The following is a 24,506-nucleotide window of genomic DNA, read 5'->3' as shown; positions in this document are numbered from 1 at the left end:
GCCTTGGAATGAGCTAGCCAGTATAAATTCTGCTCATCGTGAACCTTGGAAAAAGATCCGAGTTTATACGGACTGTTGGCTAGGCTGGTTGAGCATCTACAGCGAATAGGTTCAAGTCGGCACTAGGTCGCGTGGCTGAGACGTGCTTGCGACAGACATAGGAGACCGCCGGGGGTGCCTGATCCAACGATGAGGCGGCCATGGCGTTTGTGCCGATACATCTGTTTGGTGTTTGACGCCCACTAGAGAATAGGTTGCGATCGCCCTTATGTCTAGTCTTGCTCGTTCTGGTCTTGGCTCTGCTGTCATCAACAAGCTATCGCTGCGCACCTTACTGATCACGGCGTTTGTGGTGCAAATTTCCACGGCGGTTGGCCTGATCGGCTGGCTGGTGATTCGCAATGGCCAGCGTTCGGTGGATACGCTCACCATGCAGTTGAGCACCGAGATTACAGCACGCATTGATCAGCATGTGCAGGCTTACCTTGAGGTACCCCAGCAGTTTAACCACATTAACCAGGCTGCGGTTGAAGCGGGCTATTTACCCACCGAGGATCTTGAGCAGCTCTATCGCTATTTTTGGCAACAGGTTCAGATCAATCGCCACCTTAGCAGCATCTACCTGGGCACGGCGGAGGGTGAGTTTGTGGGGGTGCAGCATCGAGAAACGGGAGAAATGCTGCTGTGGCTGAAGCAGGGCGGGGGCGATCGCCAAAACCTAGCCCTCGATCCGTTTGGCAACGTGACCGGATTGCTGTCTACCCTGGAGTATGATCCGCGATCGCGCCCTTGGTATGAAGCCGTGGAGCAGGCTCGCGGCCCGGCCTGGAGTCCCATTTACCGGTTTGCCTCCACAGACTATGCCCACCTAGGGATCACGGCCGCCATGCCCCTCTACGATGCCGGGAATCAGCTCACCGGCGTCCTGGCCATTGACATCACGCTGTCTCAGATCAGCGATTTTCTGCACACGCTCAATATCAGCCCCACGGGCGAAGCGTTCATTATTGAGCGATCGGGTGCGATCGTAGCCAGCTCTATTGAAGAATCTCCCTTTGTGGAAACCGCCAACGGCTATGATCGGCTGAACGCCGTGGATAGCAAGTCGCCAGTGATTCAAGCCACCGCCAAGCATTTAATCGATCGCTTTGGCAGTCTTGACCAAATCAGCGATCGCCAACAGTTAGCCTTTTTCCTAGATGGGCAGCGGCAGCGGGTGGAAGTTGCTCCGTTGACCGATAGCTACGGCTTGAACTGGCTAACGGTGGTGGTGATTCCCGAAGCCGATTTTATGGCTCGCATCGACGCCAGCACCCGCGCCACCCTGATCCTCTGCGGGGGATTGCTGCTGATATCCGTGGGGATCGGCGTTGCTGTAGCTCGCTGGTTGGCAAGTCCCATCCAGCAACTCAGCCAAACCGCTCAGCGGCTGGCCGAAGGCGACTGGGAGCGGCCCCTGCCCCAAAGCAACTATGGATCCGTGCGCGAAACGGCAGACCTGGCCGCCGCCTTTAACCAAATGGCGATTCAACTGCGTCAATCATTCCAAGACTTGGAAGCCAAAAACCGTGACCTGCAGGAACTGGATCGCTTAAAGGATGAATTTCTCGCCAATACCTCCCACGAATTGCGCACGCCGTTGAATGGCATTATTGGCCTTTCAGAATCCCTCATCGATGGGGTGACCGGGCCCCTGCCCCCGTCCACGATCGCCAACTTAGAGATGATTGCCAGCAGTGGGCGTCGCCTTTCAACCTTGGTGAACGATCTCTTAGATTTCTCCCAGGTGCAAGACCAGCGCTTTCAGCTCCAAGGGCAATCCCTTTCCCTGCGTACGGTCGTCGAACCGGTGGTGCGGCTATGTGAGGCGATGATTGGCGATCGCAATCTGCAGCTTCGGGTGGTGATCGCCCCGGATTTGCCCCCCATCTTTGCCGATGAATATCGCCTGCAGCAAATTTTGTATAACCTGATTGGCAATGCTCTGAAGTTTACCGAGCAGGGATGGGTGGAGGTTTCGGCTCGGGTGGAGGCGTCGCCAGAGTCGTCTCAGCCATGGATGACGGTGTCTGTTACCGATACGGGCATTGGTATCCCCAGCGATCGCCAAACGCAGATTTTCCAACCCTTTACCCAGGCGGATGGATCCACCTCTCGCCACTATGGCGGTACGGGGCTGGGTCTAGCCGTCACCCAGGCGTTAGTGGAACTGCATGGCGGGCGCATAACGGTGATCTCGGAGGTTGGTAAGGGATCGCAATTCACGTTTACGATGCCGCTGGCATCCGAGATCAGCAATGCAGCCCTTGCCGATAGCCATACTAGTAACCCAACCCAACCCCTCTTTGAGAGCAAACCCCTCAGATCCTCGCTGCCTGGGTTGAGTACGATGTCCGGCGACCTTGCCACCTGCCCTCTTCCCCACCCTAGCCATTCCAAAATCTTGTTAGTCGATGACGAACCTGTGAACCTGCAAGTGTTGGCCAACTACCTCAGTCTGGAAGCCTATGACGTGATGCAGTCATCGAGCGGGGTGGAAGCGCTCACCTGGATCGAGCAGGGCCTCAAGCCTGATCTCATCGTGCTGGATGTGATGATGCCCCAGATGTCTGGCTATGAATTTTGCCAACGGTTGCGCGATCGCTACTCGGCGGGTGAGCTGCCGGTGTTGATGCTAACCGCCCGCCATCAAGTCGATGATCTCGTGGAGGGATTAACGGCAGGAGCTAATGATTATCTGCGTAAGCCCGTTGCCAAGCGTGAGTTCTTAGCGCGGATAAAAACTCACTTAGAACTCACTAAAACCAATAGTGCCTACGCTCGTTTTGTACCCCATGAATTTCTACAGCTTCTGGGGCATGAAACCATTGTAAATGTTGGCTTAGGCGATCAGGTGCAGGCCGCGATGACCATCATGTTTGCCGATATTCGCTCGTTTACCCAACTGTCAGAAGCGATGACCCCCGAGGAAAGTTTTAACTTCCTGAATACTTATCTAAGTCGAGTTGGCCCTGTTGTTCGTCAGCACCACGGCTTTATCGATAAGTATATCGGTGATGCGGTGATGGCCCTATTTCCCAACCAAGCAGATGACGCTATTCAGGCAGCGATCGCCATGCAGCATCAGGTGCAGGCCTATAACCAAGAACGAGCCCAGCAAGGCATTGCCCCGATCGCCATTGGTATTGGTATGCACACCGGCGACTTAATTTTGGGCACCATTGGTGAACAGGAACGGATGGAAAGTACGGTGATTGCTGATGCTGTCAACTTAGCATCGCGGCTAGAGCGATTAACGAAACTCTATGGGGCCAGCATCCTTGTGAGTGCTGCCACCTTAAAGGGAATTGCTGAAACAACGGCCTACCAGTATCGCTTCCTGGATCGGGTACAGGTGCGAGGTAAGCAAGAACATGTTTCTGTGTGGGAGTTTTTTGGGGGCGACCTGCCCAAAATTGCAGATCTCAAAGCCAAGACTCAGACGCAGTTTGAGCAAGCCGTTTGCCTATACCATGACCAATCCTTTGAAGCCGCTCAAGCAGAGTTTGAAGCGATCGCTGCCATTAATGCCATGGATATCGCTGCCCATCTGTATATCAAACGCTGTCAACGCTATCAGCGCCATGGAGTGCCTGAGCTGTGGGATCAGTTTAGCCCGTAGCCCAGTCGTGCAAACCACTCAAGAATCTGTTAGGGTGTAACTTCAACCCATGGGAGAGCGATCGCTTTTTAGTCTACATCAGGAGATACCCTAGTACCGCAAGACAGAAAAACGAAGACAGAAAAACGAAAAGGAATTCCAGGACACACAAGGGTTTCTGCCTTAGCAACTAGGCGGGTTACTTCTGTCTCAGAGTACTAGTTTAGATAAGCAAGCTAGGTTAGCGTGCCGTCAACCCATCTCCATAGCAGTTCCATAGCAGTATCCATATCAGTTATAGAGGTCGTCATGAAGCGTCGTTGGTTTACATCTCGATTACTGGGCATCAGCTTAGGAGCAGCCAGCCTTGTGGCAACGGCTTGTTCTTCAACGCCTGCTTCCACGACTCAAACAAGTTCTGCTCCCACGACCCAAACGAGTCCTACTCCAGCACAACAACGTTTGGCAGAACCTGAACTTATCGTTTTCCGCAGTCCAACCTGTAGCTGCTGTGGGCAGTGGATTGAGCATATGGAAGCCGCTGGTTTTCGCGTGGAAGACCATGTGACAGACGACATGACGGCCATCAAGCAGCAGCATGGTGTTCCCGACCATCTGTCTTCCTGCCACACAGCGCTGGTGAATGGCTACGTGATTGAAGGTCATGTTCCAGCGTCCGATGTCCAACGGTTGCTCAGGGAGCAGCCGGATGTTGTTGGTATTGCGGTTCCAGGGATGCCCATCGGTTCGCCTGGCATGGAGATGGGTGATGAGGTCGAACCTTATACGGTTATAGCCTTTACCCAGACGGGAGAGACGCTGACCTTTGCTGAGCATCTGTGATGCTGACGTTCACATGCTAGCCGAGGGGCGATCGCTCCCTGATAGAAACAAAGAGCGATCGCCAACCTGTCGGAACTTAGATCTTAATCCGTAAATACATCCGGGCCATCGTCCTCGGAATGCACCGTTCCAGAGCTTTCAATCAACTCCCGAGCTTTCTCAGGGTTGGCATAGCAGAGATCTAGCACCTCCCACTTGCTCATGCCCCAACGATGCCCGTAATACTCACACTGAGACAAAATACGCTCATGGCTTTGCCGGAGATACATCGCTAGCGCCGCACTCGCTTGGCTAGAAACTTTCCGGCCCAAAAAAGCAGACAACGCCGTCAGCAACTTCATTTCATACTCGGGAGGCGTATTGATGTGGATTCGCTTGCGTTCATTCGGTGCGGGCATAGATTCCCCATCCTTGATTATAGGTGCTCTTTCATTCTCCACTGCTGAAGGTGTTTTTGACGTCTAAACATCAACTTGGCAGCCAATATGCCGGAATAAACCGTTCATTGGCTGCCAAGGTTTTTATCAATCTTAATCAACGATCTATCCTATCGCCAGTAGATTCCAGGATAGGCAAAAGGCTTGTCCTGTAAGCATCACAGCTCTAGAAGCGGCTGAACGGTGGAAGCACCATCGGCAGAATAATGCCTAATAGAATGGCTCCAATACCAACAATCAACGACCAAAAACGATGGTAGCTATCGATGACCTTGCCGCCGCTGCTAAAGCGAATTAAGTCCATCCAGGGCGCAACGCCTCGGCGAAACCATCCTAAGGTGCTGCCGCTGCTGCCTATGAGCTTCTCCACTTGGCTAGCGCCAAAGAGGAAATTACCAATAGGGCCAAACCGCGATGAGTAGCGCAGGAAGAGCATTCCTGTACTGTCTTGCAGCTTGAGATCCGACCCGAAGGTATACCCCGCTTGCCCACGGCCAATGAGCTTGCCGTCTAGTTTCACCGGCTGTCCCCGCAGTGGACTGGCATAGGGATCGGACATCAGAGTTAAGATATCACTTTGGGGTGCTTGGTTGAAGTTGGGAAACATCACCGATCGCTTCACTAAGATACCGGCACCCAAGCCTATCAGTGCTCCCATCAAGAAGCCCCAGTCCATGGGGATGAAGATAAGCCCTAAACCTAGTCCGAGGGTGAGCCCCAGGATTTCGGCTGCATAGAGAGCCACGTCTAAGGCAAAATTACCGTAGAGCTTCTGTTTGCTCAAGCGTTTGCCTTCCTGCACCACCCGACCCATATCAAACTCAATGGTGAGCCCCAGTTGTTCGGCATAGGTGCTCAGGGCTCGTACGCGCTTACCTGTGAGCGGATGGGTAGAATTAAGCTCCATCCACCAACCCCAAGGGTTAAACAAATCCCAGAGAAAGACTCGTCCTACCCGTTCGGGACTGGCGGCCACTCGGTAGGCTGTGCCGGTAGAATTGGCAGACTTGGCGTCATAGATACCCAGGGCGCGGGTACCCTCCATCAAACGGCTGGGTTCCTTATCTCGTTGCCCCTCTTCCACAATGCCATAGGCAATTTTCACCAAGGCGCGGGAGAGGGCATTGGGATTACCCGTAACTTCAGCCGCAAAGTGGTCGGCAAAATATTCTCTGGTTCTAGATAGATAGAGGATTAGGTAGGTGCCCACGATGTAAAATACATAGGCAGCTAAGGCAAGACTCTGGGCTGCATCTTTAGCTTTGTTGTCACCACCCCCTCGTCCCATGCGCTGTCCAAAGACGTAGATCAAATACATGATTTGGATGAGGGTAGCAGCCAGGGTCATCAGGGCAAAGTCCCAGTGGACAATGTGTCCTAGCTCATGGGCATAGACCGTGGCGACTTCTTCATCGTCGAGATAGGTAAATAACCCTTGACTGACCACTAACCGAGCCGTATTAGGCAAGGAACCATAGGTAAATGCGGTGGGATTTTGGTCATCAATGATGCCCAATCGCGGCTGCTTGAGCTGATGTTTTTGGCAAACTTGCTCAACGATCTGAGCTGCCTCAGGACTCTGGCGACGGAGGTCATCCAGCGATATCCAGCGGGTGCCGTAGAGCCAGCGCTGGGTAAGATCCATCAGGAACGGCGATAGAAAAAAGACGCCGACATTAAAGACCACAGTTAACCCTAGGGCGATCGCTAACCCCAGTCCAGGATTCTCAGACTCCATAATGAAGACGAGTCCTAGCAGCAGCACAAAAACCATACCAAAAAGTAGACTCATGGTGATCAGGGATGCCGTGGCCAGGCTTCCCCCAATCCCCTTCATGGCGATCGCAACCCCTCCCACGTCGGCACGCCCTGCTTTGGGCATGGGAGGCATTTTCTCGTCAGAGGGAACAGACATATTCATCTCTCCTGCTGTTTGTCGGTGTGTGTTATGGGTGATGCATGTGCCAGTGTTGAGATAGGCACAAAACTAGGCCCTGGTTATACACACAACCCTAATCCACCGATTTCGTAAATGTCCTCGGTTTGCCCATGAAACTTAATGTCTGATGTAAGGGTTAAATGTCTTATTTTTAAGGGATAGCGCTTGCAGGATCATGGGGGGTAAGATCCCCAACTTTTTATAAAAAGTCGGGGATCTGGGGAGACAACGGGGGAGCGATCGCATCGGACTGAGGCTTGATGGAATACCACCATTCTTTGAGCGGCTTGGGTAGCTTCACCCAGTAGCAGGTGAGGATAATCGGCTCCTGGGATGCTTCTTTTCCCAAAATTTCAACGCTATAGGAAGGACAGTTTTTGGCTCCAATATCCGGCACAAATCGCCGTCCCACGCGCCGCCAACTGGGTTCCTTGCTGCGCCACTGCAGGCGGCAGCAGGGCCAGGGTAGCTCTTCACGATCAAACAGGCGACAGCAGGGCCCAATCACCCGATAGGTGAAATGTCCCCCGACGCTTTGAAAAATTTGCCCAGACTCTAACGGATGCTGCATCCTTTTCGTATTATGGCGATCGCGATCAGTCGTCCAACTAGCATACGAAGTCTATTAGATTTTCGGCAACATGGGTTGAAGTTCTCTAAAATCTTGCTTCCAGAGAGCTTTGAGCCTTCAGGTACTCGGTATTCACCCCAGACTCGCGAGGGAGAGACACCTTACCCGTGCGGGCAATTTCCCGAATGCCAAACCGGTTCAGCATTTGAGCGATCGCTACCATCTTGCCTGGATCACCCACCACCTCAAGGGTGAGCGTGTCATCCGCCACATCCACCACCCGCGCCCGGAAAATTTGCGCCAGTTCAATAATTTCGGAACGCGTTGCACTGGTTGCGTTCACCTTCAGCAACATCAACTCTCGCTCCACACAGGGCACTTCGGTAATGTCCTGCACCTTGAGCACGTTGATTTGCTTATAAAGCTGCTTGGTGAGCTGTTCAATAATGCTGTCATCGCCCGGCACCACCATGGTGATCCGCGACATGCCCGGTTTTTCCGCCGGCCCCACCGCAAGACTTTCAATGTTGAACCCGCGACGGGCAAACAGCCCCGCAATGCGGGTGAGCACTCCGGCTTCGTCTTCAACTAAAACAGAAATGGTGTGTTTCATAGCGGCTGTGGCGTTTTAAGGTGGAGTTCACTAGTTTACCGCGAGTCGTTGGAGGTCTGACCAGTGGATAGCACAATCCATGACCAGCCGATCCACTGGAGGTCGATGCCGTAATCATGAGAAGACCCCATGGATGGATCGCATGTGCTGCGGTTTCGCCAACGCATCAAAGTCTTGTGAGACGGTGCGTTACGGCTTCGCTTAAGAGCACCCTATGGAGCGATCGAAGATACGCCTGAGCCCAGCGGGTACGCCTGGTTCTGAGGCATCTCTCCCATCCCCAAAATTGAACGCGATAGAATACAGAGGTGTTTGGCCGAAGCGGCCGTGTTTTGAGGTTCATGAGGGTTGACGGAATCTATGGCTGATCAAAAAGTTTTTCTCCACGGGCTCAAGTCTGAGCACTTTCGCCATCCTCTAGACTTACAGGCGACCCGATCGCTCCAGCAAATTCCCGCCCTCGACCTCGTGGTACGCAACCTCTTGGGCAGCGTTGCTGAACAATTTTTCTATCTCGAAAATATTGCCTCCGGCATCTTGGTGAGCGATCGCCAACTGCCCGACATCCACAAGCTCTTGGTTGAAGCCTGCCAGGTGCTTGATCTCGAACAACCCCAGCTCTATATCCGCCAAAATCCCGCCCCCAATGCTTACACCCTGGCCATGCGCGGTAAGCAGCCCTTCATTGTGGTGCATACGTCCTTGGTGGATCTGCTCACCCCAGAAGAACTGCAGGCCGTGATTGCCCATGAACTTGGACACCTGAAATGTGAGCATGGTGTGTACCTAACCTTGGCGAACCTGGTGGTGCTGGCGGCGGGACAGTTTGCGCCCTGGGGCACCCTGCTAGCCCAGAGCCTCCAAACTCAGATGATGGAATGGGTGCGCTGTGCTGAATTCACCTGCGATCGCGCTGCCCTTTTGGTGTCCCAAGATCCTCGGGTGGTGGCGTCGGTATTGATGAAACTCACGGGAGGCTCCCCAGCTCTGGCCCCTCTGCTCAACCTGGATGCATTTCTCGACCAAGCGCGCTCCTACGACCAAATGAGTCAGGGCGACCTAGGGCAACTGCTGAAAGAAGCGCAGACCAGCCAGCTCACCCATCCCCTACCCGTCCTGCGAGCCAGGGAAATTGATCAATGGGCCCAAACTCAAACCTATTCAGATCTTCTCGAACGGCGTTTAATGCGCTATGATGATCAAGCTACTAAGGGCGGATGGCGAAATTGGTAGACGCACCACACTCAAAATGTGGCGACTTCGGTCGTGGGAGTTCGAGTCTCCCTCTGCCCATACAGTAAAATCGATAGAATAGGGTTAATCATCTCAGATGAGTCCAAGGCGATCGCGGGCTTGTCGATAGACTCTAGGATAGATGAATCACACAACCATAAGGAGGACACCCATGGGTCAGCAGCTCAAGCGATGGGAATCTCCTCGGAAACCTGGACGCAATACCAAGGGGCGAGGCGGATCCGCACGACAACGGCAGCGACGCAAGCAGTTGCAAAACCTGCGTCAGCATCTTAAATCAGACTCTTCTCATACACAGACATCTAACCGGGAGGGCGATCGCCTTTCCGGTTTTGTTCTAGGTGCTGCCGAATTGGATAGTGCAAGGGTTGCTGATCGGTCTGCCTGAGTATATTCCCCATCCCCTGAGAGCACCGATCTTGTGGAGCCCGTCCATCCTATCCCTGCTGGTGTATCAGCCTTGAGGCACCCCCCTAGGCATCTTAGACGTCAGACAGTGCCTTGCCCATGCAGGGCATCGACGTTTTTAAACATCCTTTGAACGCAGCGCTGAAATAGTCGCTAGAATCACACCATCATCCCTAGACCATCATCAGTTTTTCAGCGTAAGCTTTCTTCATGGGAGCTTCATAGAAATTCTGAATGATTGCGATCAAATCTGATCCATAGTAGAAGACATCACTGAATTGGGTTGCATCGATTCCATGTCACAGACCATTGATAACGATTGATAACAGTAGGGTGTTTGCATAGAGTGGCAAAGGCATCTTGTTTTTTAAATCCACTCAGGCAAGCTATTAACTGTTAGGAATCATCTTGAACGGGTGTTGTCTATCGCGATTACTTTTATCTCTCTTAAACTACTTCCATTTACCCCCATCGGTCACGCTGCCTTCGAGACGTATGCCCTTCGTATATCATCTGTGTAATCTCTATTATTGTTATGCTGTCTTGCTGATCGAACAACGATTGGCAGGTTATGTAGCAGAACTAACCTCCCATGGCCAAACCATCCCTGGATGGATGGATAGCGCCAGCCGAGCTATGTCAGTGCGAGTTACATCAGTGAGGGTAGCGTGATGAACAACCGTCTGCTCCAACAGCACTTCGAGACTGCCAAGATCTCGTTCAAAAATCTTGAAGATGGACTCAGCGACTACCTAGAGCCTAGTGGCTCGTCCCTGGCAGAGTTGGTGGCAGCTTTGTCATCCTCGTTGACGACCCTAGAAAAAACCTGTCGCTCGATGCAGCGTCGTAATGGTGAGCTGGAGTCGTTTTATGAACAGGCGCAGCAACTGAATGCCGATCTTGAACAACAGGTACGGCAACGGACGGAGGAAGTGCAGCGTTCCCTTGACTTTGAGTCGATGCTCAAGCGCATTACCGATCGGGTGCGAGATTCCTTGGATGAAGGGCATATCCTACAAACGGCGGTGCAGGAGCTGACGCTGGTGCTGGGGCTAGGGGGCTGCAATGCATCGCTGTATGACCTAGAACAGGGTACCTCCACGGTTTGCTACGAGTATATTGACTCGGTGCCCACCTCTCGCGGCAAGGTGGCCCAGATGGATCGGTTCCCAGAAATCTATCGTCAGCTACGGCGCGGCCATTATTTCCAGTTTTGTTCTCTCATGCCCAACCCAGAGCGAGGGCATGTGGCCTTGTTGGCCTGTCCCATTTTTGTAGATACTCACTCGCCCGGCGCTGGCGATCAGCAGGTGTTGGGGGATCTATGGCTGATTCACCACAAAGACTATGTGTTCAACGAATTTGAGATTCGTATGGTGCAGCAGGTGGCCAATCAATGTGCGATCGCTATCCGCCAAGCCCGTCTTTACCAAACCGCTCAAGCTCAGGTTGAGGAACTAGAGAAGCTTAACCGCCTCAAGGATGAGTTTCTGAGTACGGTGTCCCACGAACTGCGTACCCCCATTTCCAATGTGAGGATGGCGGTACATATGCTGCGCCAAAATGTGGATGAGAGTCGGCGGCAGCGATATTTTGAAATTTTGGAATCGGAAGCGGCTCGGGAGGCAGAGCTAATCGATGATTTGCTAGATCTCCAGCGCCTAGAGGTTGCTTCTTACCCCATTGAGGTGCAGTGGATTGATCTGGCCGTTTGGCTACCGGAAATCGTTGCGCCCTTCCAGTCACGGGTGGTGAACCGTAAGCAGCAGCTATCGGTAGACTGCGCCTCGGCCTTGCCGGCCGTTCTCTCCGATAGCACCATTTTACGGCGGATCTTGGCAGAGCTTTTGAACAACGCTTGTAAATATACGCCCTCAGAAGGAGCGATCGCCCTCCAGGTGACCCTAGCCTCCACGGAAGCCCACAACGGCACACCGCCCCAGCCCTATTTAGCCTTCACCGTGCGCAACCAGGCCGAAATCCCTAGTAAGGAAATTCCCCATATTTTCGAGAAGTTTTACCGCGTGCCCTACGCCGATCCTTGGAAGCAGGGGGGGACAGGCCTGGGCCTGGCTCTCGTGAAAAAGCTCGTTCATCAAATCAATGGAGCGATCGCCGTGGAAAGTGTAGACGGCTGGACGATGTTTAACGTCAACATTCCCATTGAGCTGGACGAATCCTTGACTACGTCCTAGCGCGAAACATACGAAAGTGGGGCGGCCCTTGTGCCCCATTTCTCAGTCCTGGTAGGTGTCGTCTACCCTCTACCCATCAGCGATTAATCAGCGATCGCCCCAGCTACACTACCAGCCCGCGGATAGAGCTTCATCAAGGCCTGCACCTGCTCGGCATGGTAGGAACTGCGGGTGAGCGGCGAGGATACGACCTGCAAGAAGCCGATGCTCTCGCCAAACTCACGCCAGGCATCAAACTGCTCCGGGGTAACAAAGTCCTGGACGCCAAGGTGCTTTTGGCTGGGCTGGAGGTATTGCCCAATCGTCAAAATGTCGCAGTCCACCGATCGCAGGTCGCGCATCACCTGCCGCACCTCTTTATCGGTTTCCCCAAGACCCACCATAATCCCAGACTTGGTGTAGAGCCATGGGGCAATCTGCCGCGATCGCCGCAATAGATCAAGGGAGCGATCGTAGTCGCCCTGAGGACGCACCCGGCGATAGAGGCGGGGAATCGTTTCAGTATTGTGGTTCAGCACCTCTGGGCGGGCAGACAGCAGCGTCGCCAGAGCATCCCAGTTGGCGCACAAGTCAGGAATTAAAACTTCAATGGTGGTTTTAGGCGACAAAGCCCGCACCGCTTCAATGCAGCCGATAAACTGCGAAGCGCCGCCATCGGGCAGGTCATCCCGATTCACCGACGTAATCACCACATGGTTGAGCCCCAAACGTTTCACCGCTTCAGCTAGACGCGTCGGCTCAGTGGGATCTAAGGCCTGGGGTTTCTTTTCAAAGTCAATGTCACAGTAGGGGCAAGCACGGGTGCAGGCGGGGCCCATGATCAAAAACGTGGCGGTACCGTGATGGAAGCATTCTCCAATGTTGGGGCAGGAGGCTTCTTCACAAACCGTATTCAGCCCTAGATCACGGAGCGTGTCTTTGACACTGCCAACCCGTTGCCACTGGGGCGCTTTCACCCGTAACCATTCTGGCTTTACTGTCACGTTCACGACCTACTGATTCTTACCAAGACCCTCATTTTACCAACAGTCTCCTGAGTTTTGCAGATCCCCTGCGGAGAATCTCAGCTTAGGTTATAATGTCTCAGTGCTAACGACGGGATGTGGCGCAGCTTGGTAGCGCACTTCGTTCGGGACGAAGGGGCCGCTGGTTCGAATCCAGTCATCCCGATTTTTCTAAAATCTACTGCGGAAGCGCTTTGTAGCTGACGCATCAATCTTTGGCTGACCCTAACCTAGGCTACGGTCTGACGGCCGTGGAAATTGCAGTGGTTGAACAACCGGATGGCAACGTTCGCTGGCAGCGATCGTTAGGACGCCGTTTGTTGTGAAACAAGATGTAGCGACGAATCCACTGCACGTAGGTTTGCTCTGTGCGGCAGGAGTAGTGCTTCAGACGGCTTCATGCACTTGGTCTAGCAGCTTCTTAGAACGACGATGCTCCATGACAGCTCCACATGCAGGTATCCAATACAACACTAGTGATGCATAGGTACGTCTAGCAATAAAATGGCAGATATACAGATCTTTGCTGTCTATCTGCCCTAGAGAGGGCTATTATGCAGATTATTCGCCGCCTATCTACCCCAAAAGGGTGATTAGACGACCCATAATCTGCCTATTCACCTAGTAGGAGGTATATGGGCAGATTGGATCAGTCTAATAAGTTGTTAGGTCGCTAAAGATATCGGTTAAGACGCAGTCGAAAGCCCATCTCTGGGTATTCAGTGTTAAATTCTTAGTGGGTGCGGAATAACTACTTCTCATCTAATGGTTAAAATTTAGAGGGAGAATTTAGATTGTCCTAAAGGAGTCATAGCGTTGTGACACCAAATGTCGAGATTTTGAAGACAGAATTCCGCGAATTTTGCGTAATCTACTTGTATATACGTAATATCAATGATATTTTTACCGCTGCTGGAATCGAGCAGGGAAAATCAGGAAAGAATTTAAGTGGTGATCGTAGATCGCTTGTTGAAGATTATTACGCCTCCCTAAATTGGGAAAGTATGGAGTCGATCCGAAAGTTTGTCAAAGTTTTAGAAAATACATTACTTATAAGTTGGATTGGTGATGAGGGGAAACAAAAACTACGCTCTCTTTGCGAAAAACATGGTTTTGCAGTAGACAAAGATGGTTACAGAGTTTACCTCACCACTCTAGGAGTAGGTAGCAACGTTAAAAATTTGATTTTTGCGGCGAATGGACCAAAACCAGAAATTATTTTCTCTGATTCAGTCAGCAACGACATTGAAATTGTAAAAAATTCTGCTTATTGTCTCATATACGATCGTCCCATTAAGTCACATGGTCTTCTTTGGAAGGAACTTATTGATTGGTGGAGGGAGAGAGAAAAACTAAATGAAGAATCGGACATAGAAGTTGGCAGAAAACTATATGCTCGTTTGTCTCAATCATTGACTTCTGCACCGGAGAAGTTATTTTGGAAGATTTATTTTAAGAATTTCTATGAGTCATTAAAAGAGAAACTGCCTGCTCTAATTCCACAAGTTTATTTGCACTATGATCCGTATACACTGAAGCAGTTGCAAGATCAGCGTCGCTTGGTGCGACAAAGAATGGATTTCCTGTTTTTACTATCAGATCGAATAAGGATAGTAATAGAAATTGATGGCAAACAACATTATGCTGAAGAAGATATAGCCAGTCCCAGGCTATATTCTGAAATGATTGCTGAGGATAGACGACTAAAGCTATCTGGCTATGAAGTGTATCGATTTGGAGGCTATGAACTTAGTAGCGAGAGTGCAGCGGAAATAATAGTAGAGTCTTTTCTTGTCAACCTATTCAAACGCCATGATTTGATAGCAAACGCAACCTAACACTTCACGGCAGCGGACGGACGAAAGCCGCTTGTGGTGTTGCCAAGGTTATCTGCCGCCGCTGCGTTTTGCCGTTGGGCCGCTTAGTCTCCAGTAGTGACAAAGCCGGAAGCGCATCTGTTCGCAACTTGGGTTGAAAGCTATTCCAACATTTGGTGCTGGTGCGACGAATTCTAAGGAATATTCTGAGAGTGAGTGTAGGCTAAGATTGAAGAGAACTCTGCTCATGGATAGCTGATATGACAGCCACAGCGCGTGTTATTCATAGTGACCCTGATATTCTGGGAGGAACTCCTGTTTTTGTTGGAACTCGTGTACCAATGAGAACTTTGATCGATTATCTCGAAGCGGGTGATCCACTCGATGAATTCTTAGATCATTTTCCGAGTGTTAGGCGTGAGCAAGCGATCGCAGCTCTGGAATTAGCAAAGGAAATGCTAACAACTTATGCGAATCCTGCTTGATGAATGCGCCCCACGTCCCCTCAATTGTGAACTGGTTGATTACGAGATACAAACAGTTGTTGAAATGGGATGGTCAGGAAAAAAGAATGGTGAGTTGTTGAGACTCATGAACCAAGAAGGCTTCGCGATTCTACTAACCACCGATCAAAATTTGCGGTATCAGCAGAATTGAGAGCAAGCTGGAGTAGCAGTCGTTGTTCTTGTAGCACGCAGTAATCGATTACCAGATTTAGTACCTTTGATGCCTGACGTTTGTAGTGTGTTGACCACAATTTCACCGGGGCAAGTCATCGAAGTCGGAGGCTCCTAATAATCATGCAAGCGTTGCAGCACAACAACCCCCATACATCCGACCGTTGAGCCGTTATCGGCTGGATGTTTGAGGTAGCCTGCAGCGGGTGATTGGGAACCTTAGCGGTCTTTGCATCCAGTCCTTACACTTGTCCGTCTAGACTGTCTGTGCGTCCGAAAGCACCCAAAAATGGTTGAATGACTACTATCGAGTCCAATACTCGATCTTTAGTTCGATTAGCCAAGAGAAAATCTGCTCGGTGTTGCTGAACCAAGAGATGAACTGCTAGCTATAGGATCTGAAACTCCACGCAACATGTTGCGGAATCATCCCACCATTCAGCAATGCCGAAACCTGTACTGTCACTGATTCCTCAAACGGAGGGAGCGCTACTCGGCGCTTTCCTTGGACGCTTCACTTTCTAGGGTTGCCAGGCTATCGGTGATTCAAAAATTTCTGTCTCAGAGAACGGGCAAGATTGGGGAAGTTGTTCAGGGTCGAGGGATGTTTCTCGACCTACCAGATCTAGACCGTCTTCATAGCCAACACCAATAGCCTCGGTTAGATAGGGTTTCAAGCTCGGGTTGTCTTTCAGGTGGCGCTGAATTTTCCGGCGCTGCTCTCGGATAGTGTAAACCCAGCTCTTAGATCGAGCCTCGGGCTGGTAGTGCCACTTGAGCAGGTGTCCTAGCAGCACTCCCAATCGATTCCGCAACTCCTGCCGCTCTTGCCGCCCCAATGACTCAATCTCCTCAATTAGATTTTCAATGTCGAGCTCGCCTAGTTGACCTGCGCGCAACAGTTCAACCTGGCGCTGAGTCCAGGCGTAAAAATCTTGGTCATAGAGCGTGGTGGTTTGCATCGAAGACACCGCAACGTTCTTAAATTGTACCTATGATTCTCTGCTTTACCTGATACTACCAAGCTCAATGGAAGAAATGGTCTGAACATCTTGTCCGTTTTGCCCAGCCACCCTCTCTCAAACCATGTTTAAAGATTTATGTCGCACAACCTCGTCATAGTACAATTGAACTAATATGGTTGAGTAGTTAGCTGATGTTACGCCAGCAGGTGACCACCATGTCTGAGTCCGGCATCATAGCTTTTCGTCCCGCTACCCTTGCTGACGCGGCGCTTCTTCGTCATTGGGATGCCCAGCCCCATATCATCGCTAGTCACGGCGACGACGACTGGGGTTGGGAGGTGGAGCTAGCCCGCACTCCCACTTGGCGTGAGCCATGGATTGCAGAGCTAGAGGGTCGCCCCATTGGTTTTGTTCAAATCATTGATCCTGCTCAAGAAGATAGCCACTACTGGGGCGATGTGCCTGATCATCTGCGAGCGATCGACATTTGGATAGGGGAGGTTACAGCGTTGGGCAAGGGCTACGGCACCACCATGATGCAGATAGCTCTATCCCGCTGTTTTGCTAACCCTGATGTAACGGCTGTTCTGATTGATCCGTTGACTAGTAATACCCGCGCCCACCGCTTTTATCAGCGTTTCGGCTTCCAGTTTGTGGAGCATCGATGCTTTGGTGACGATCACTGTTCTGTTTATCGCCTAGATTGAGCCACGTGGTCTAAGTTCAACGCTAAAGCCTTGTAGCTACAGTGCCGAGACGGTTCTGAGGGTGTTCTGGAAAATGTCTGCGCGACTGAGGGAAAGTTGTCTATCCCATGAGCTAGGGCTGTTTTAACTGTCCTGTTAGCAACCTTCGCGATCGCTGTTTTGGCGAAACAAGGTCTGTCAAAACCGACGAACTATCATACCTGTGGTCAGATTGCGATCGCCACCATAACTATCGTTGCTGGCATTAGCCTTTTAGTTGAGCCGACAACATATTGCTAGGGGCTGGCACTTTCCGCTACGTCATGATCCATACCACACGTTTTATTGAAAAAAGAGGAAACCGTTATGCAAGTTAATCCTTACCTGTTTTTTGATGGTCAATGTGAGGAAGCCTTCAAGTTTTATCACCAAGTCTTGGGTGGAGACCTGTGTGCCATGATGCCGTTTGCCGGTTCGCCTGCCGAAGCCGACGTGCCACCGGAATGGGCTACCAAAATCATGCATACTCAACTTACCTTGGGCAACTGGGCCATTATGGGATCAGATTGCCCTCCCGGAAGTTATGAGATGCCCAAAGGATTCTCGGTTTCACTGCAAATTTCAGATCCAGATAAAGCCGAGACTATCTTTCAAGCTCTATCCGAAGGTGGCAAGATTCAGATGCCCTTAGAAAAAACCTTCTGGGCACAACGATTCGGTATGGCGATCGATAAATTTGGCATCCCCTGGATGATCAACTGTGAGTAGTCCTTGAAAAGATGTTGCTGAATAAAGATATGACATCAGAATAAGAGTGAGATGCTCACACTATCTTGATTGTGAGTGTGAACGTCGCGCTAACGAACCGTGAGCGCAAATCCTATCGCTATTCAGCAACGCCACATTTGAACCTTCCCGATTTCCGGGAAACTCTGTCAGGGGGCAACGTTCATCACCCATTTCATCCATTGCAAGAGCGATCGCCCCCCTGAAAGACGATGCAGACCTGGAGCCTTGGCTGCGGCTAAGCTATCCACCGATCGCAGTGCCGCATACTGAAGACCCAAAAAGCTATCCACCGCTGCGTAGGGGCCGCCCAAGGTCATCGCCCCTGCCGCATAGACTCGCCCTTGCCCCGATCGCAGGTCAGGAAGTTCAAAATCCTGGGATACTGCGAGGCGTCCTAGGGGATTCAAGGGTAAGCCATAGCAGGTGACCAGATCGTCCAACAGTGGATTGGCGGACACCTGGGCATCTAGACCTGTGGCATCAATAATAAAATCGGCTTGTAGTTGGCGGGTGCCCTTAAAGTCGCGATCGCGAATGTGGGTCAGGGTGCCCTGGCCAGTGCTTGGCTCCACCCGCTCCACCTCGCCAAACTCAATTTTGTACCAGCCTTGGCGCAATCCCTCTTGGACAATCTGCTGCCAGTCATGGCGATCGGCGGTGGTGGTGCCGCCCCAATCGGCTAGCAGTCGTTGACGTTCTGAAGGACTAGCCTGCTCTAGCATTACCCGCAGGTCGCCGCTCCAGCAGGCTTTGGGCCAATTAAAGGGCTGTAGTTCGTAGTGATTTTTCACCTGTCGCTGGGCGGTACGAAATCTATGTCCACTGGGTTTGGGCGATCGCATCAGATGGAGGAGATAGATCTGGGGATTGGTCTGACGGGCTTCGTAAATGCGCTGCACCACCCGCGATGCCACAATCCCCCGCCCCCGAATCATCACGGTGCCGCCGAAGGTTTCCAGGTGTTGATAGACATGGTCATGGTCTTCGTAGGCATTCACCACGGTTTTAAAGTCATGGGTGGCGGCTCGATAGGCCTGCAGGTCGGGCAGAAACTGAATCGCTGGGTAGCCGGTCGCCAGATGTAGGTAGCGGGCGACCACAAAGGCATGGTCGCGGCGGTCGGCGGTGGAACGGGAATAGGCGATCGCATACCGTCCATCTGTGGTTTGGCGAATGGAGCGAATCCGTCCGTAGTCAAAACAATGGTTCCAGCCAATGCGCGCAGCTTCGCGATCGATGGAGGCAAACACCCGCCCCGATCGCGGCGTATAGGTTTCGGCCAGCGTCGGTTCGGCAAAGACCTGCCACAGGTACCGTAGGGCAGGGGCAAGCTTGCCGCGACCCAGATCATCCCAAGCTTCCCGTAGAGCGTAGCTCGGCCAACCCCAGATATTGTCTGGGCAAGAGTCTGAGTTAGATCGCAGCCGTTCATGGGGGGGAATTTGGGAATTGAGGCAAAGACGCTGGTAGCGGGCGTAGGGCACTGCTTCCATGCCAATGGCCAGAATCTGCTGAGCGGATACCCCGCCCAGGCGCAACAGATCTACCCAGACAAAGCTACCGAGTCCTGCCCCGAGGGCCACATAGTCAAATTCGCGGATGGGCAGCCCTGTATCCATGAGATCCCGTAGCGATACGTGGGGCTGTTGAAAGAGCGGTGGCGGAAAGGAGGCTCCCGACGTGGGCGCGCTAGCCTCGGGAAATAGAATGGTGGAATTGGTTGAGGACTCGGACTCGGACGGCCCGGTCTGTCCTTCGATCGACCAGGTTAACGTCAGCGTGTAGGGGCCAATTAGCAGGCGATCGCCCTCGCTGAGGACGGCGGATGCTTGGCGATCGCCATTCACGAAGGTGCCATTGCTGCTGCGCTGATCGTCTACCACCACGTCACCACCCTCTTGCCTGAGTAAGGCGTGGAAGCGCGACACCTGGCCACTGTCTAGCACCATGCGCGACACCCGCTGCCCATCGACCTGAGCTGGCATATGGGCAAAGTCTCGCCCGAGGGCGATCGGCAACGATAGCACAGGAGTGCGCAGCTCCCCCGTGGCCGGGTCTTCCCAACTTAGTTGCAAACGGAGAGGCGGATCACTCATGGGAATTTACGGATATGCCGGTGGATCAACAAGCGATCGCCCTTAGTGTTGCAGGGTGCTTTCTGTCCAACCCTAGTGGGTGGAGCGCGGGACTGCTGGTGGGGCTAGCTCAGGCACTAGAGATAGGCGGTGACGACGTAGGGCTAGATCTTGATGTTCCTAGGTCTGTCTATCTTCTATCCCCAACCGCAAACTAGCATATCCGTTATACCATTCCTCCAGCCATTATTAATTCAAGAACAGTTGGAATGTATAGCTATAGCCGACCTTCTTGAGTTCATCTAGGGCGATCGAGCCAGGGCGATCGCTTGCTGAAAATCTTTACTGGTTGAGCCATAGACGTGGGCGGAATGCGGAACGCGATATCTGTATCTCTAGTCTATGTCCTAATAAGGTCGGCTATGGCCATACAACGTCGAATGAGAGGTGGGCAGACAGACAACAATGAAGTTGATCTGATGGATGAGGCAGGTTTCGCACATTGGCTGACGACTATACAGGTCATCGCCGAGTACGGTGGGGTGGACTGGTGCAAAGAGATCATGATGGGCCGGGATACACCATTTGGCAGCGGCGGTTTCACCATCCTGGTTCTTCGTGTTATTTGAAGGTAAATTTACTTTGGCATCAGGGAAATCACTGATTTTTTGTTATTTTATCCTCGTAGCGGGTCTGGAAAACTGTAAAATTACAGATTTACAGCTACTAATGCAGCCATTTAAGACTTCATATAATCTACTTGACAAACTCAATTGCAGGTCACATAGTATACACAGAGGTGCAGAAAAATACGCATTCTACCTTAGGTCACAAAAATCATGCAAAATAATTCAGTTTTTATTCGCCGCTGGTTACGTCGCGGCGTTTCGCTCTCTGTTCTAGTTCTGGCCGGTGTAGTCACCTCCCAGGGATCGCATCGTTTTAATATACTCTCCGCTGCAAATCAACCTTGGTTGACTCTGGGTTCCTCAGCTTACGCCCAAGAAGCCTATGACTGGGCGCAGATTGAGCAAGACATTATTACCGTACAAAACCAAGTCCGCCAAGATCCAGCCAGCTTGATCCCGTTGTTGGAGGAACGCCTGGCCAATATGAATGACGAGGGTGTAATTAGTTGTGGGCCTAACTGCCGTCCTATTCAAACGCAGGAAGGAAGGCCAGCTGTTCAAGAGGCCATTGATTTTTTGCGTCAACAGGCGGCGGTTTCTACCCTAGAAGCCTCACCTAATGTTGCCCAGGCTGCTAAAGCCCATGCTCAAGATCAGGCTAGTGGTAGTATGGGGCACGATGGCTCTGACGGCAGTACCACTGCACAACGGATAGGCCGCACCGGAGCGCTTTATGTATCCAGCGGGGAGAATATTGCCTATGGGCCAAGCACGGGGCAACGAGTGGTGCTGGATTTAATTGTTGATGATGGTGTGCCTAGTCGGGGGCATCGTACCAATATTTTTGACCCTAGCTGGACACATACTGGAGCGGGCTGTGGTCCCCATGCAGGGTATCGTATCGTCTGCGTTATTAACTACATCAGATTTACGACTCAGCTTAATGTGGTTAATAACGGTAGTGTTAACCTAGAGAGTGTTACCCTCGGCGAGATTAATATTTTGGGTGATGCTCTAGCACCTGGCGAAACTCGGGAAATTACGTTGCGTGAAGATCAGTGCGAAGGTAGTCTAGGCTTGCAGATGAGTGGCTATCTTCCAGCCAGTATGGCAAGTCGTATGGTATGTGGTTCCACCTTAACCGTTAACCCGAATAACGGCTTCCGGCTTTCGTCTCAATAGGTAGTTAGCCGTAGCTTCTGGGGCAAGGGTGCTGTCAACGTCGGCCTCACTGAGCCCCAAGTATTGTCTACTTAGGGGCTTAGTGAAGCCGACGCCGCGCCGCTTGAGCCGTATAACAGCCGCCTGATCTCCGCTTTTACATACGCGATAGTGCAGTCACCTTCTTCAACTTGCTAGAATCGAGGCCATCCAGATCGTCTAGGTAAAGCCACCCTTCCCGCACGAGCTGGGAGAACACAAAGATGAGGACTGAATATCGATAGTCGTACTTGCCATCAATATCATGTCGCCGAGCACTGAGGTAGTCATGAACCTGCCAAAGGTCGTCTAGCCCTGTGATGCTGTGCATCTTAGTCTTAACATCGCTGACGAGGGCGCTAATTTCTCGTTCATAGGCTGCTTGAAAGGCCTTTTGAGCGATCGCCTTCTCCTCAGTTGTCCAGTCTGTATCTATTCCTTGCATTCTGAAACCTTATAATTATCATCAGTCTTTCTATTTTGCCGCGATTATTCAATGAAATCTACCCAATTTAGAGCAAAATTTTGAAATAATCTAATGCTTACAGTTGTTCCCACAGCAGGACGATAGGCCCCGTCAAACCTAAACCTGGGTTGCGGGAGCAAGTAAGTACAAATACTTATTTATTAAGTCCGATAGGCATAGCCTCAACGGCCGTAGCAGATTGCGGTAGGGGCAGGATTTGATCAGCTCAGCCCAACGGCAGTATCTTCGTCATCCTTAGGTTAGTCGCAACTGCAATGTTCAGTCATGATGGAACCATCAGCCGAGGATGCTTAAGAGGGCAGTTTCTTGATTGCCTCTACCGGCGGGCAGCCGGCAGGCGGTACCAAGGCAGATGGGGATACTCGTGATGCTCCCAGTGGTAGCCCAAATGATAGCAGGTGAGAAACGACAGCCAAACGGGATAGTCGCTGCTCACGGCTCGATGGCGATTAGGGTTTCCCTGATTACTGTGACGATGGGGTAGATATGTCCCAAAGATAAAAAGCTGGAAAGAGCTGAGTACGAGTGGGCCGACCCAAAAGGCGATCGCATTCGTCGGCGACACCTGAAAGCCATAGACCAAGATACCCAATACGCCGATCCAACTGACAATGAGCTGCACTAAGCGGTAGCCTGACAGGTATTCCCCCATAAATTTGAGATACCAAGCCACCGGATGGCAATGCACTCCGTCGTGGAAATCAGGGTCGCCAAGTTGAGCAGGACAGCGATGGTGGTCGCGGTGCTGCTGGCGGCAGTGTTGGTAGGATAAGAATGCATACAGACCGACCGCAACATGACCCATGGCATGATTGAGCCGGGGATGTTGAGGCAGAAGACTGAGATGCATTGCATCGTGGGCAACGATGAATAAGCCGGTCTGGAGAACTGTACGCCCTATGATCACAACCAGGACAACTAGCCAAGGGAGCTGAGCAATAGGTATGTACAGAAGCCCCAGCAAGCTTCCTATCCAAGTCAGGAAAAGTGCGATCGCCCATCCAACGCCCAGCCAGCTCCCTGATTCAGAGAGGGGGCGGCGAGTCATTGACTCAGGGGAAGACGCCATGCAGGAAATATAGTTGAATCACTTGAAAGCACCTCCATTCCCGTGACCTTAGATCAGGGAATGGAGGCAGTGTTAGATCAGACGTTCATGATCTGAGCAGATATCTGAACAGAGATTAACGGGTCAGATTTAACAGTTCCTTGGGTGATGCCAAGAGGTCAATAGCCACAAAGTAGATCTTATTCTCAGGGTTGAGTAAGAAACGCCAGGCCATGTTCATACCCACAGCGGCACCAAACCAAGGGGTTTGTACTTTACCGGTGACTTTGATTTGGGTGTAGCCTTCATCAGCGGGTTCCAAAACACCTCGTTCGGGCATCAGCTTAAGGTTTTGGCAGTCTTCCCGGAAGAACTTCAAAACTGCGTCACGACCGACAATCGGGCGTTGGAAGGGAGGCTGGAGCGCACCATCATCGGTGAACAATTGAATCAACGCATCAAAGTCGTTGGCATTCATGTTGTTCATGTAGCTCAGCACGGTGGGGTTATCAATCCCTTCAATGGTAACGGCTGTCCGCTTATCGGCTACAACAGGAGGCACGATGGGCTCTGCTACGCTTTGGTAGGAACCGAGCTTTTTGGGATCAAAGCCCATGTCTACGACCGAGTTGCGCAACACGGTGATTTGTTGACCAGACTCTAGGTTACGGATGGCTTGCAGGACAGCGGCGGCGTTGGCGGAGAGCTGATAGCCTTCAGGAATAGGAGCGACGAGACCTTCATCCATCCACTGTCCAAGCTGGTACCAGAAGCCAAGCTTGATGTTCGATGACCACATGGAGTAGGTGCGGCAGATGGGGGTGTCAGCCCGGTTCGCCAAGTCACACATGGCTTGAGACTGCTCTTGGAAGGACATTTGCCGAATTTCATTCAACGTATTTTCGGCAAACTGCATGTTGGCTGCACCGGGAGCCGCGATGGTGATGGTTTTTCCCATTTCCAGGTAGGCAAACCAAATCAGCGCTAGTTGATCTTCGGCATTCAGTTGAGTGAATCGAGCAATTGTAGCTGGCACAGCATCGGCAGAAAGGGTGCCGGGAAAAATACTGCGGGCTGATTCAATGGTAAAGGGCATAAGGTACCTCGCCTTAAACTACGGTTTCACAATCTCGAAAGGCATGATCTTAGACAGTCCCAGCTATGAATGCATAGCTATGGGTTAACCCAAAATCGCCCCCAACCGCCCTAAAAATAGCCGTCATGACAGG

The 24,506-nt window shown here is 51.8% G+C and carries 21 protein-coding genes, 2 tRNA genes and 2 pseudogenes; 14 read left to right on the top strand and 11 right to left on the bottom strand.

Going from position 1 to position 24,506, the window contains the following annotated elements:
• The first annotated feature begins 268 nt into the window (after positions 1–268).
• Together JUJ53_RS14845 and JUJ53_RS14840 are read left to right on the top strand one after the other, a co-directional pair.
• Positions 269–3,661: an ATP-binding protein gene (locus JUJ53_RS14845; protein ID WP_204152797.1), complete on the top strand. Its 3,393-nt coding sequence runs from the start codon at positions 269–271 to the stop codon at positions 3,659–3,661.
• A gap of 288 nt (positions 3,662–3,949) precedes the next feature.
• Positions 3,950–4,483: a DUF411 domain-containing protein gene (locus JUJ53_RS14840; protein ID WP_204152796.1), complete on the top strand. Its 534-nt coding sequence runs from the start codon at positions 3,950–3,952 to the stop codon at positions 4,481–4,483.
• Between the two features lie 83 nt (positions 4,484–4,566).
• Here JUJ53_RS14840 and JUJ53_RS14835 read toward each other — a convergent pair whose 3' ends face one another.
• The 4 genes from JUJ53_RS14835 to ilvN form a co-directional block, all read right to left on the bottom strand.
• Positions 4,567–4,881: a hypothetical protein gene (locus JUJ53_RS14835; protein WP_204152795.1), complete on the bottom strand. Its 315-nt coding sequence runs from the start codon at positions 4,879–4,881 to the stop codon at positions 4,567–4,569.
• Between the two features lie 205 nt (positions 4,882–5,086).
• On the bottom strand, positions 5,087–6,835 hold the full coding sequence (locus tag JUJ53_RS14830) for a zinc metalloprotease HtpX (RefSeq protein WP_204152794.1): 1,749 nt from the start codon (positions 6,833–6,835) through the stop codon (positions 5,087–5,089).
• 223 nt (positions 6,836–7,058) lie between these two features.
• Positions 7,059–7,430: a hypothetical protein gene (locus tag JUJ53_RS14825; RefSeq protein WP_204152793.1), complete on the bottom strand. Its 372-nt coding sequence runs from the start codon at positions 7,428–7,430 to the stop codon at positions 7,059–7,061.
• Between the two features lie 85 nt (positions 7,431–7,515).
• Positions 7,516–8,043 (bottom strand): acetolactate synthase small subunit, encoded by a 528-nt coding sequence (gene ilvN / locus JUJ53_RS14820; RefSeq protein ID WP_204152792.1) that lies wholly within the window; start codon positions 8,041–8,043, stop codon positions 7,516–7,518.
• A 360-nt stretch (positions 8,044–8,403) separates the two neighbouring features.
• On the opposite strand from ilvN, the gene JUJ53_RS14815 reads away from it, so the two are divergent.
• From JUJ53_RS14815 to JUJ53_RS14800, 4 genes are all read left to right on the top strand, one after another.
• Entirely contained in the window at positions 8,404–9,276 is an 873-nt protein-coding gene (locus JUJ53_RS14815; RefSeq protein WP_204152791.1) for a M48 family metallopeptidase, read from the top strand.
• Positions 9,255–9,336, top strand: a tRNA-Leu gene (locus tag JUJ53_RS14810). Before JUJ53_RS14815 ends, JUJ53_RS14810 begins: the two co-directional genes overlap by 22 nt.
• A gap of 112 nt (positions 9,337–9,448) precedes the next feature.
• On the top strand, positions 9,449–9,685 hold the full coding sequence (locus tag JUJ53_RS14805) for a hypothetical protein (RefSeq protein ID WP_204153003.1): 237 nt from the start codon (positions 9,449–9,451) through the stop codon (positions 9,683–9,685).
• Positions 9,686–10,376: 691 nt separating this feature from the next.
• On the top strand, positions 10,377–11,900 hold the full coding sequence (locus JUJ53_RS14800; protein ID WP_204152790.1) for an ATP-binding protein: 1,524 nt from the start codon (positions 10,377–10,379) through the stop codon (positions 11,898–11,900).
• 83 nt (positions 11,901–11,983) lie between these two features.
• Here the strand turns inward: JUJ53_RS14800 and lipA are convergent, their stop codons facing one another.
• Positions 11,984–12,883, bottom strand: coding sequence for a lipoyl synthase (gene lipA / locus JUJ53_RS14795; protein ID WP_204152985.1), 900 nt, complete (start codon positions 12,881–12,883; stop codon positions 11,984–11,986).
• Positions 12,884–12,996: 113 nt separating this feature from the next.
• On the opposite strand from lipA, the gene JUJ53_RS14790 reads away from it, so the two are divergent.
• Positions 12,997–13,070 (top strand) — tRNA-Pro (locus tag JUJ53_RS14790).
• A 135-nt stretch (positions 13,071–13,205) separates the two neighbouring features.
• Here JUJ53_RS14790 and JUJ53_RS24725 read toward each other — a convergent pair.
• Positions 13,206–13,345: pseudogene (locus tag JUJ53_RS24725) on the bottom strand (phage integrase N-terminal SAM-like domain-containing protein); the annotation flags it as partial.
• 377 nt (positions 13,346–13,722) lie between these two features.
• Between JUJ53_RS24725 and JUJ53_RS14780 the strand changes: the two are divergent.
• From JUJ53_RS14780 to JUJ53_RS25520, 3 genes and pseudogenes are all read left to right on the top strand, one after another.
• Positions 13,723–14,742 carry a hypothetical protein gene (locus tag JUJ53_RS14780; RefSeq protein ID WP_204152789.1) on the top strand — a complete coding sequence of 340 codons (1,020 nt, stop codon included), beginning with the start codon at positions 13,723–13,725 and terminating at the stop codon, positions 14,740–14,742.
• Positions 14,743–14,981: 239 nt separating this feature from the next.
• Complete coding sequence (locus tag JUJ53_RS14775) at positions 14,982–15,206, top strand: DUF433 domain-containing protein (protein ID WP_204152788.1); 225 nt, start codon at positions 14,982–14,984, stop codon at positions 15,204–15,206.
• Positions 15,190–15,516: pseudogene (locus tag JUJ53_RS25520) on the top strand (hypothetical protein). The gene JUJ53_RS14775 and the pseudogene JUJ53_RS25520 overlap by 17 nt, the downstream one beginning before the upstream one ends.
• A 403-nt stretch (positions 15,517–15,919) precedes the next feature.
• Here the strand turns inward: JUJ53_RS25520 and JUJ53_RS14765 are convergent.
• On the bottom strand, positions 15,920–16,360 hold the full coding sequence (locus JUJ53_RS14765) for a DUF29 domain-containing protein (protein ID WP_204152984.1): 441 nt from the start codon (positions 16,358–16,360) through the stop codon (positions 15,920–15,922).
• 218 nt (positions 16,361–16,578) lie between these two features.
• Here JUJ53_RS14765 and JUJ53_RS14760 point away from each other — a divergent pair, with 218 nt between their 5' ends.
• Together JUJ53_RS14760 and JUJ53_RS14755 are read left to right on the top strand one after the other, a co-directional pair.
• The gene (locus JUJ53_RS14760) at positions 16,579–17,070 is read left to right on the top strand and encodes a GNAT family N-acetyltransferase (protein WP_204152787.1); all 492 of its coding nucleotides are present in this window, start codon (positions 16,579–16,581) and stop codon (positions 17,068–17,070) included.
• A gap of 345 nt (positions 17,071–17,415) precedes the next feature.
• Positions 17,416–17,817 (top strand): VOC family protein, encoded by a 402-nt coding sequence (locus JUJ53_RS14755; protein WP_204152786.1) that lies wholly within the window; start codon positions 17,416–17,418, stop codon positions 17,815–17,817.
• A 167-nt stretch (positions 17,818–17,984) separates the two neighbouring features.
• On the opposite strand, the gene JUJ53_RS14750 is transcribed toward JUJ53_RS14755, so the two are convergent.
• A complete protein-coding gene (locus tag JUJ53_RS14750) occupies positions 17,985–19,934 on the bottom strand; it encodes an FHA domain-containing protein (protein WP_204152785.1) in 1,950 nt (649 codons plus the stop codon).
• A 401-nt stretch (positions 19,935–20,335) separates the two neighbouring features.
• Between JUJ53_RS14750 and JUJ53_RS14745 the strand changes: the two genes are divergently transcribed.
• Together JUJ53_RS14745 and JUJ53_RS14740 are read left to right on the top strand one after the other, a co-directional pair.
• On the top strand, positions 20,336–20,542 hold the full coding sequence (locus JUJ53_RS14745) for a hypothetical protein (protein WP_204152784.1): 207 nt from the start codon (positions 20,336–20,338) through the stop codon (positions 20,540–20,542).
• A 210-nt stretch (positions 20,543–20,752) separates the two neighbouring features.
• The gene (locus tag JUJ53_RS14740) at positions 20,753–21,724 is read left to right on the top strand and encodes a CAP domain-containing protein (RefSeq protein ID WP_204152783.1); all 972 of its coding nucleotides are present in this window, start codon (positions 20,753–20,755) and stop codon (positions 21,722–21,724) included.
• Between the two features lie 136 nt (positions 21,725–21,860).
• Here JUJ53_RS14740 and JUJ53_RS14735 read toward each other — a convergent pair whose 3' ends face one another.
• The 3 genes from JUJ53_RS14735 to JUJ53_RS14725 all read right to left on the bottom strand — a co-directional run bounded on the left by JUJ53_RS14735 (position 21,861) and on the right by JUJ53_RS14725 (position 24,373).
• Entirely contained in the window at positions 21,861–22,187 is a 327-nt protein-coding gene (locus JUJ53_RS14735; RefSeq protein ID WP_204152782.1) for a hypothetical protein, read from the bottom strand.
• 358 nt (positions 22,188–22,545) lie between these two features.
• Positions 22,546–23,277 carry a fatty acid desaturase gene (locus JUJ53_RS14730; protein WP_239125101.1) on the bottom strand — a complete coding sequence of 244 codons (732 nt, stop codon included), beginning with the start codon at positions 23,275–23,277 and terminating at the stop codon, positions 22,546–22,548.
• A gap of 136 nt (positions 23,278–23,413) precedes the next feature.
• On the bottom strand, positions 23,414–24,373 hold the full coding sequence (locus JUJ53_RS14725) for an orange carotenoid-binding protein (RefSeq protein ID WP_204152780.1): 960 nt from the start codon (positions 24,371–24,373) through the stop codon (positions 23,414–23,416).
• Between the last annotated feature and the right edge of the window lie 133 nt (positions 24,374–24,506).

The sequence above is a fragment of the Leptolyngbya sp. CCY15150 genome, assembly GCF_016888135.1.
GTDB lineage: Bacteria > Cyanobacteriota > Cyanobacteriia > RECH01 > RECH01 > RECH01.
The sequence above is the reverse complement of the archived record's forward strand: the minus strand, read 5'-3'. Positions and strand labels throughout refer to the sequence as shown.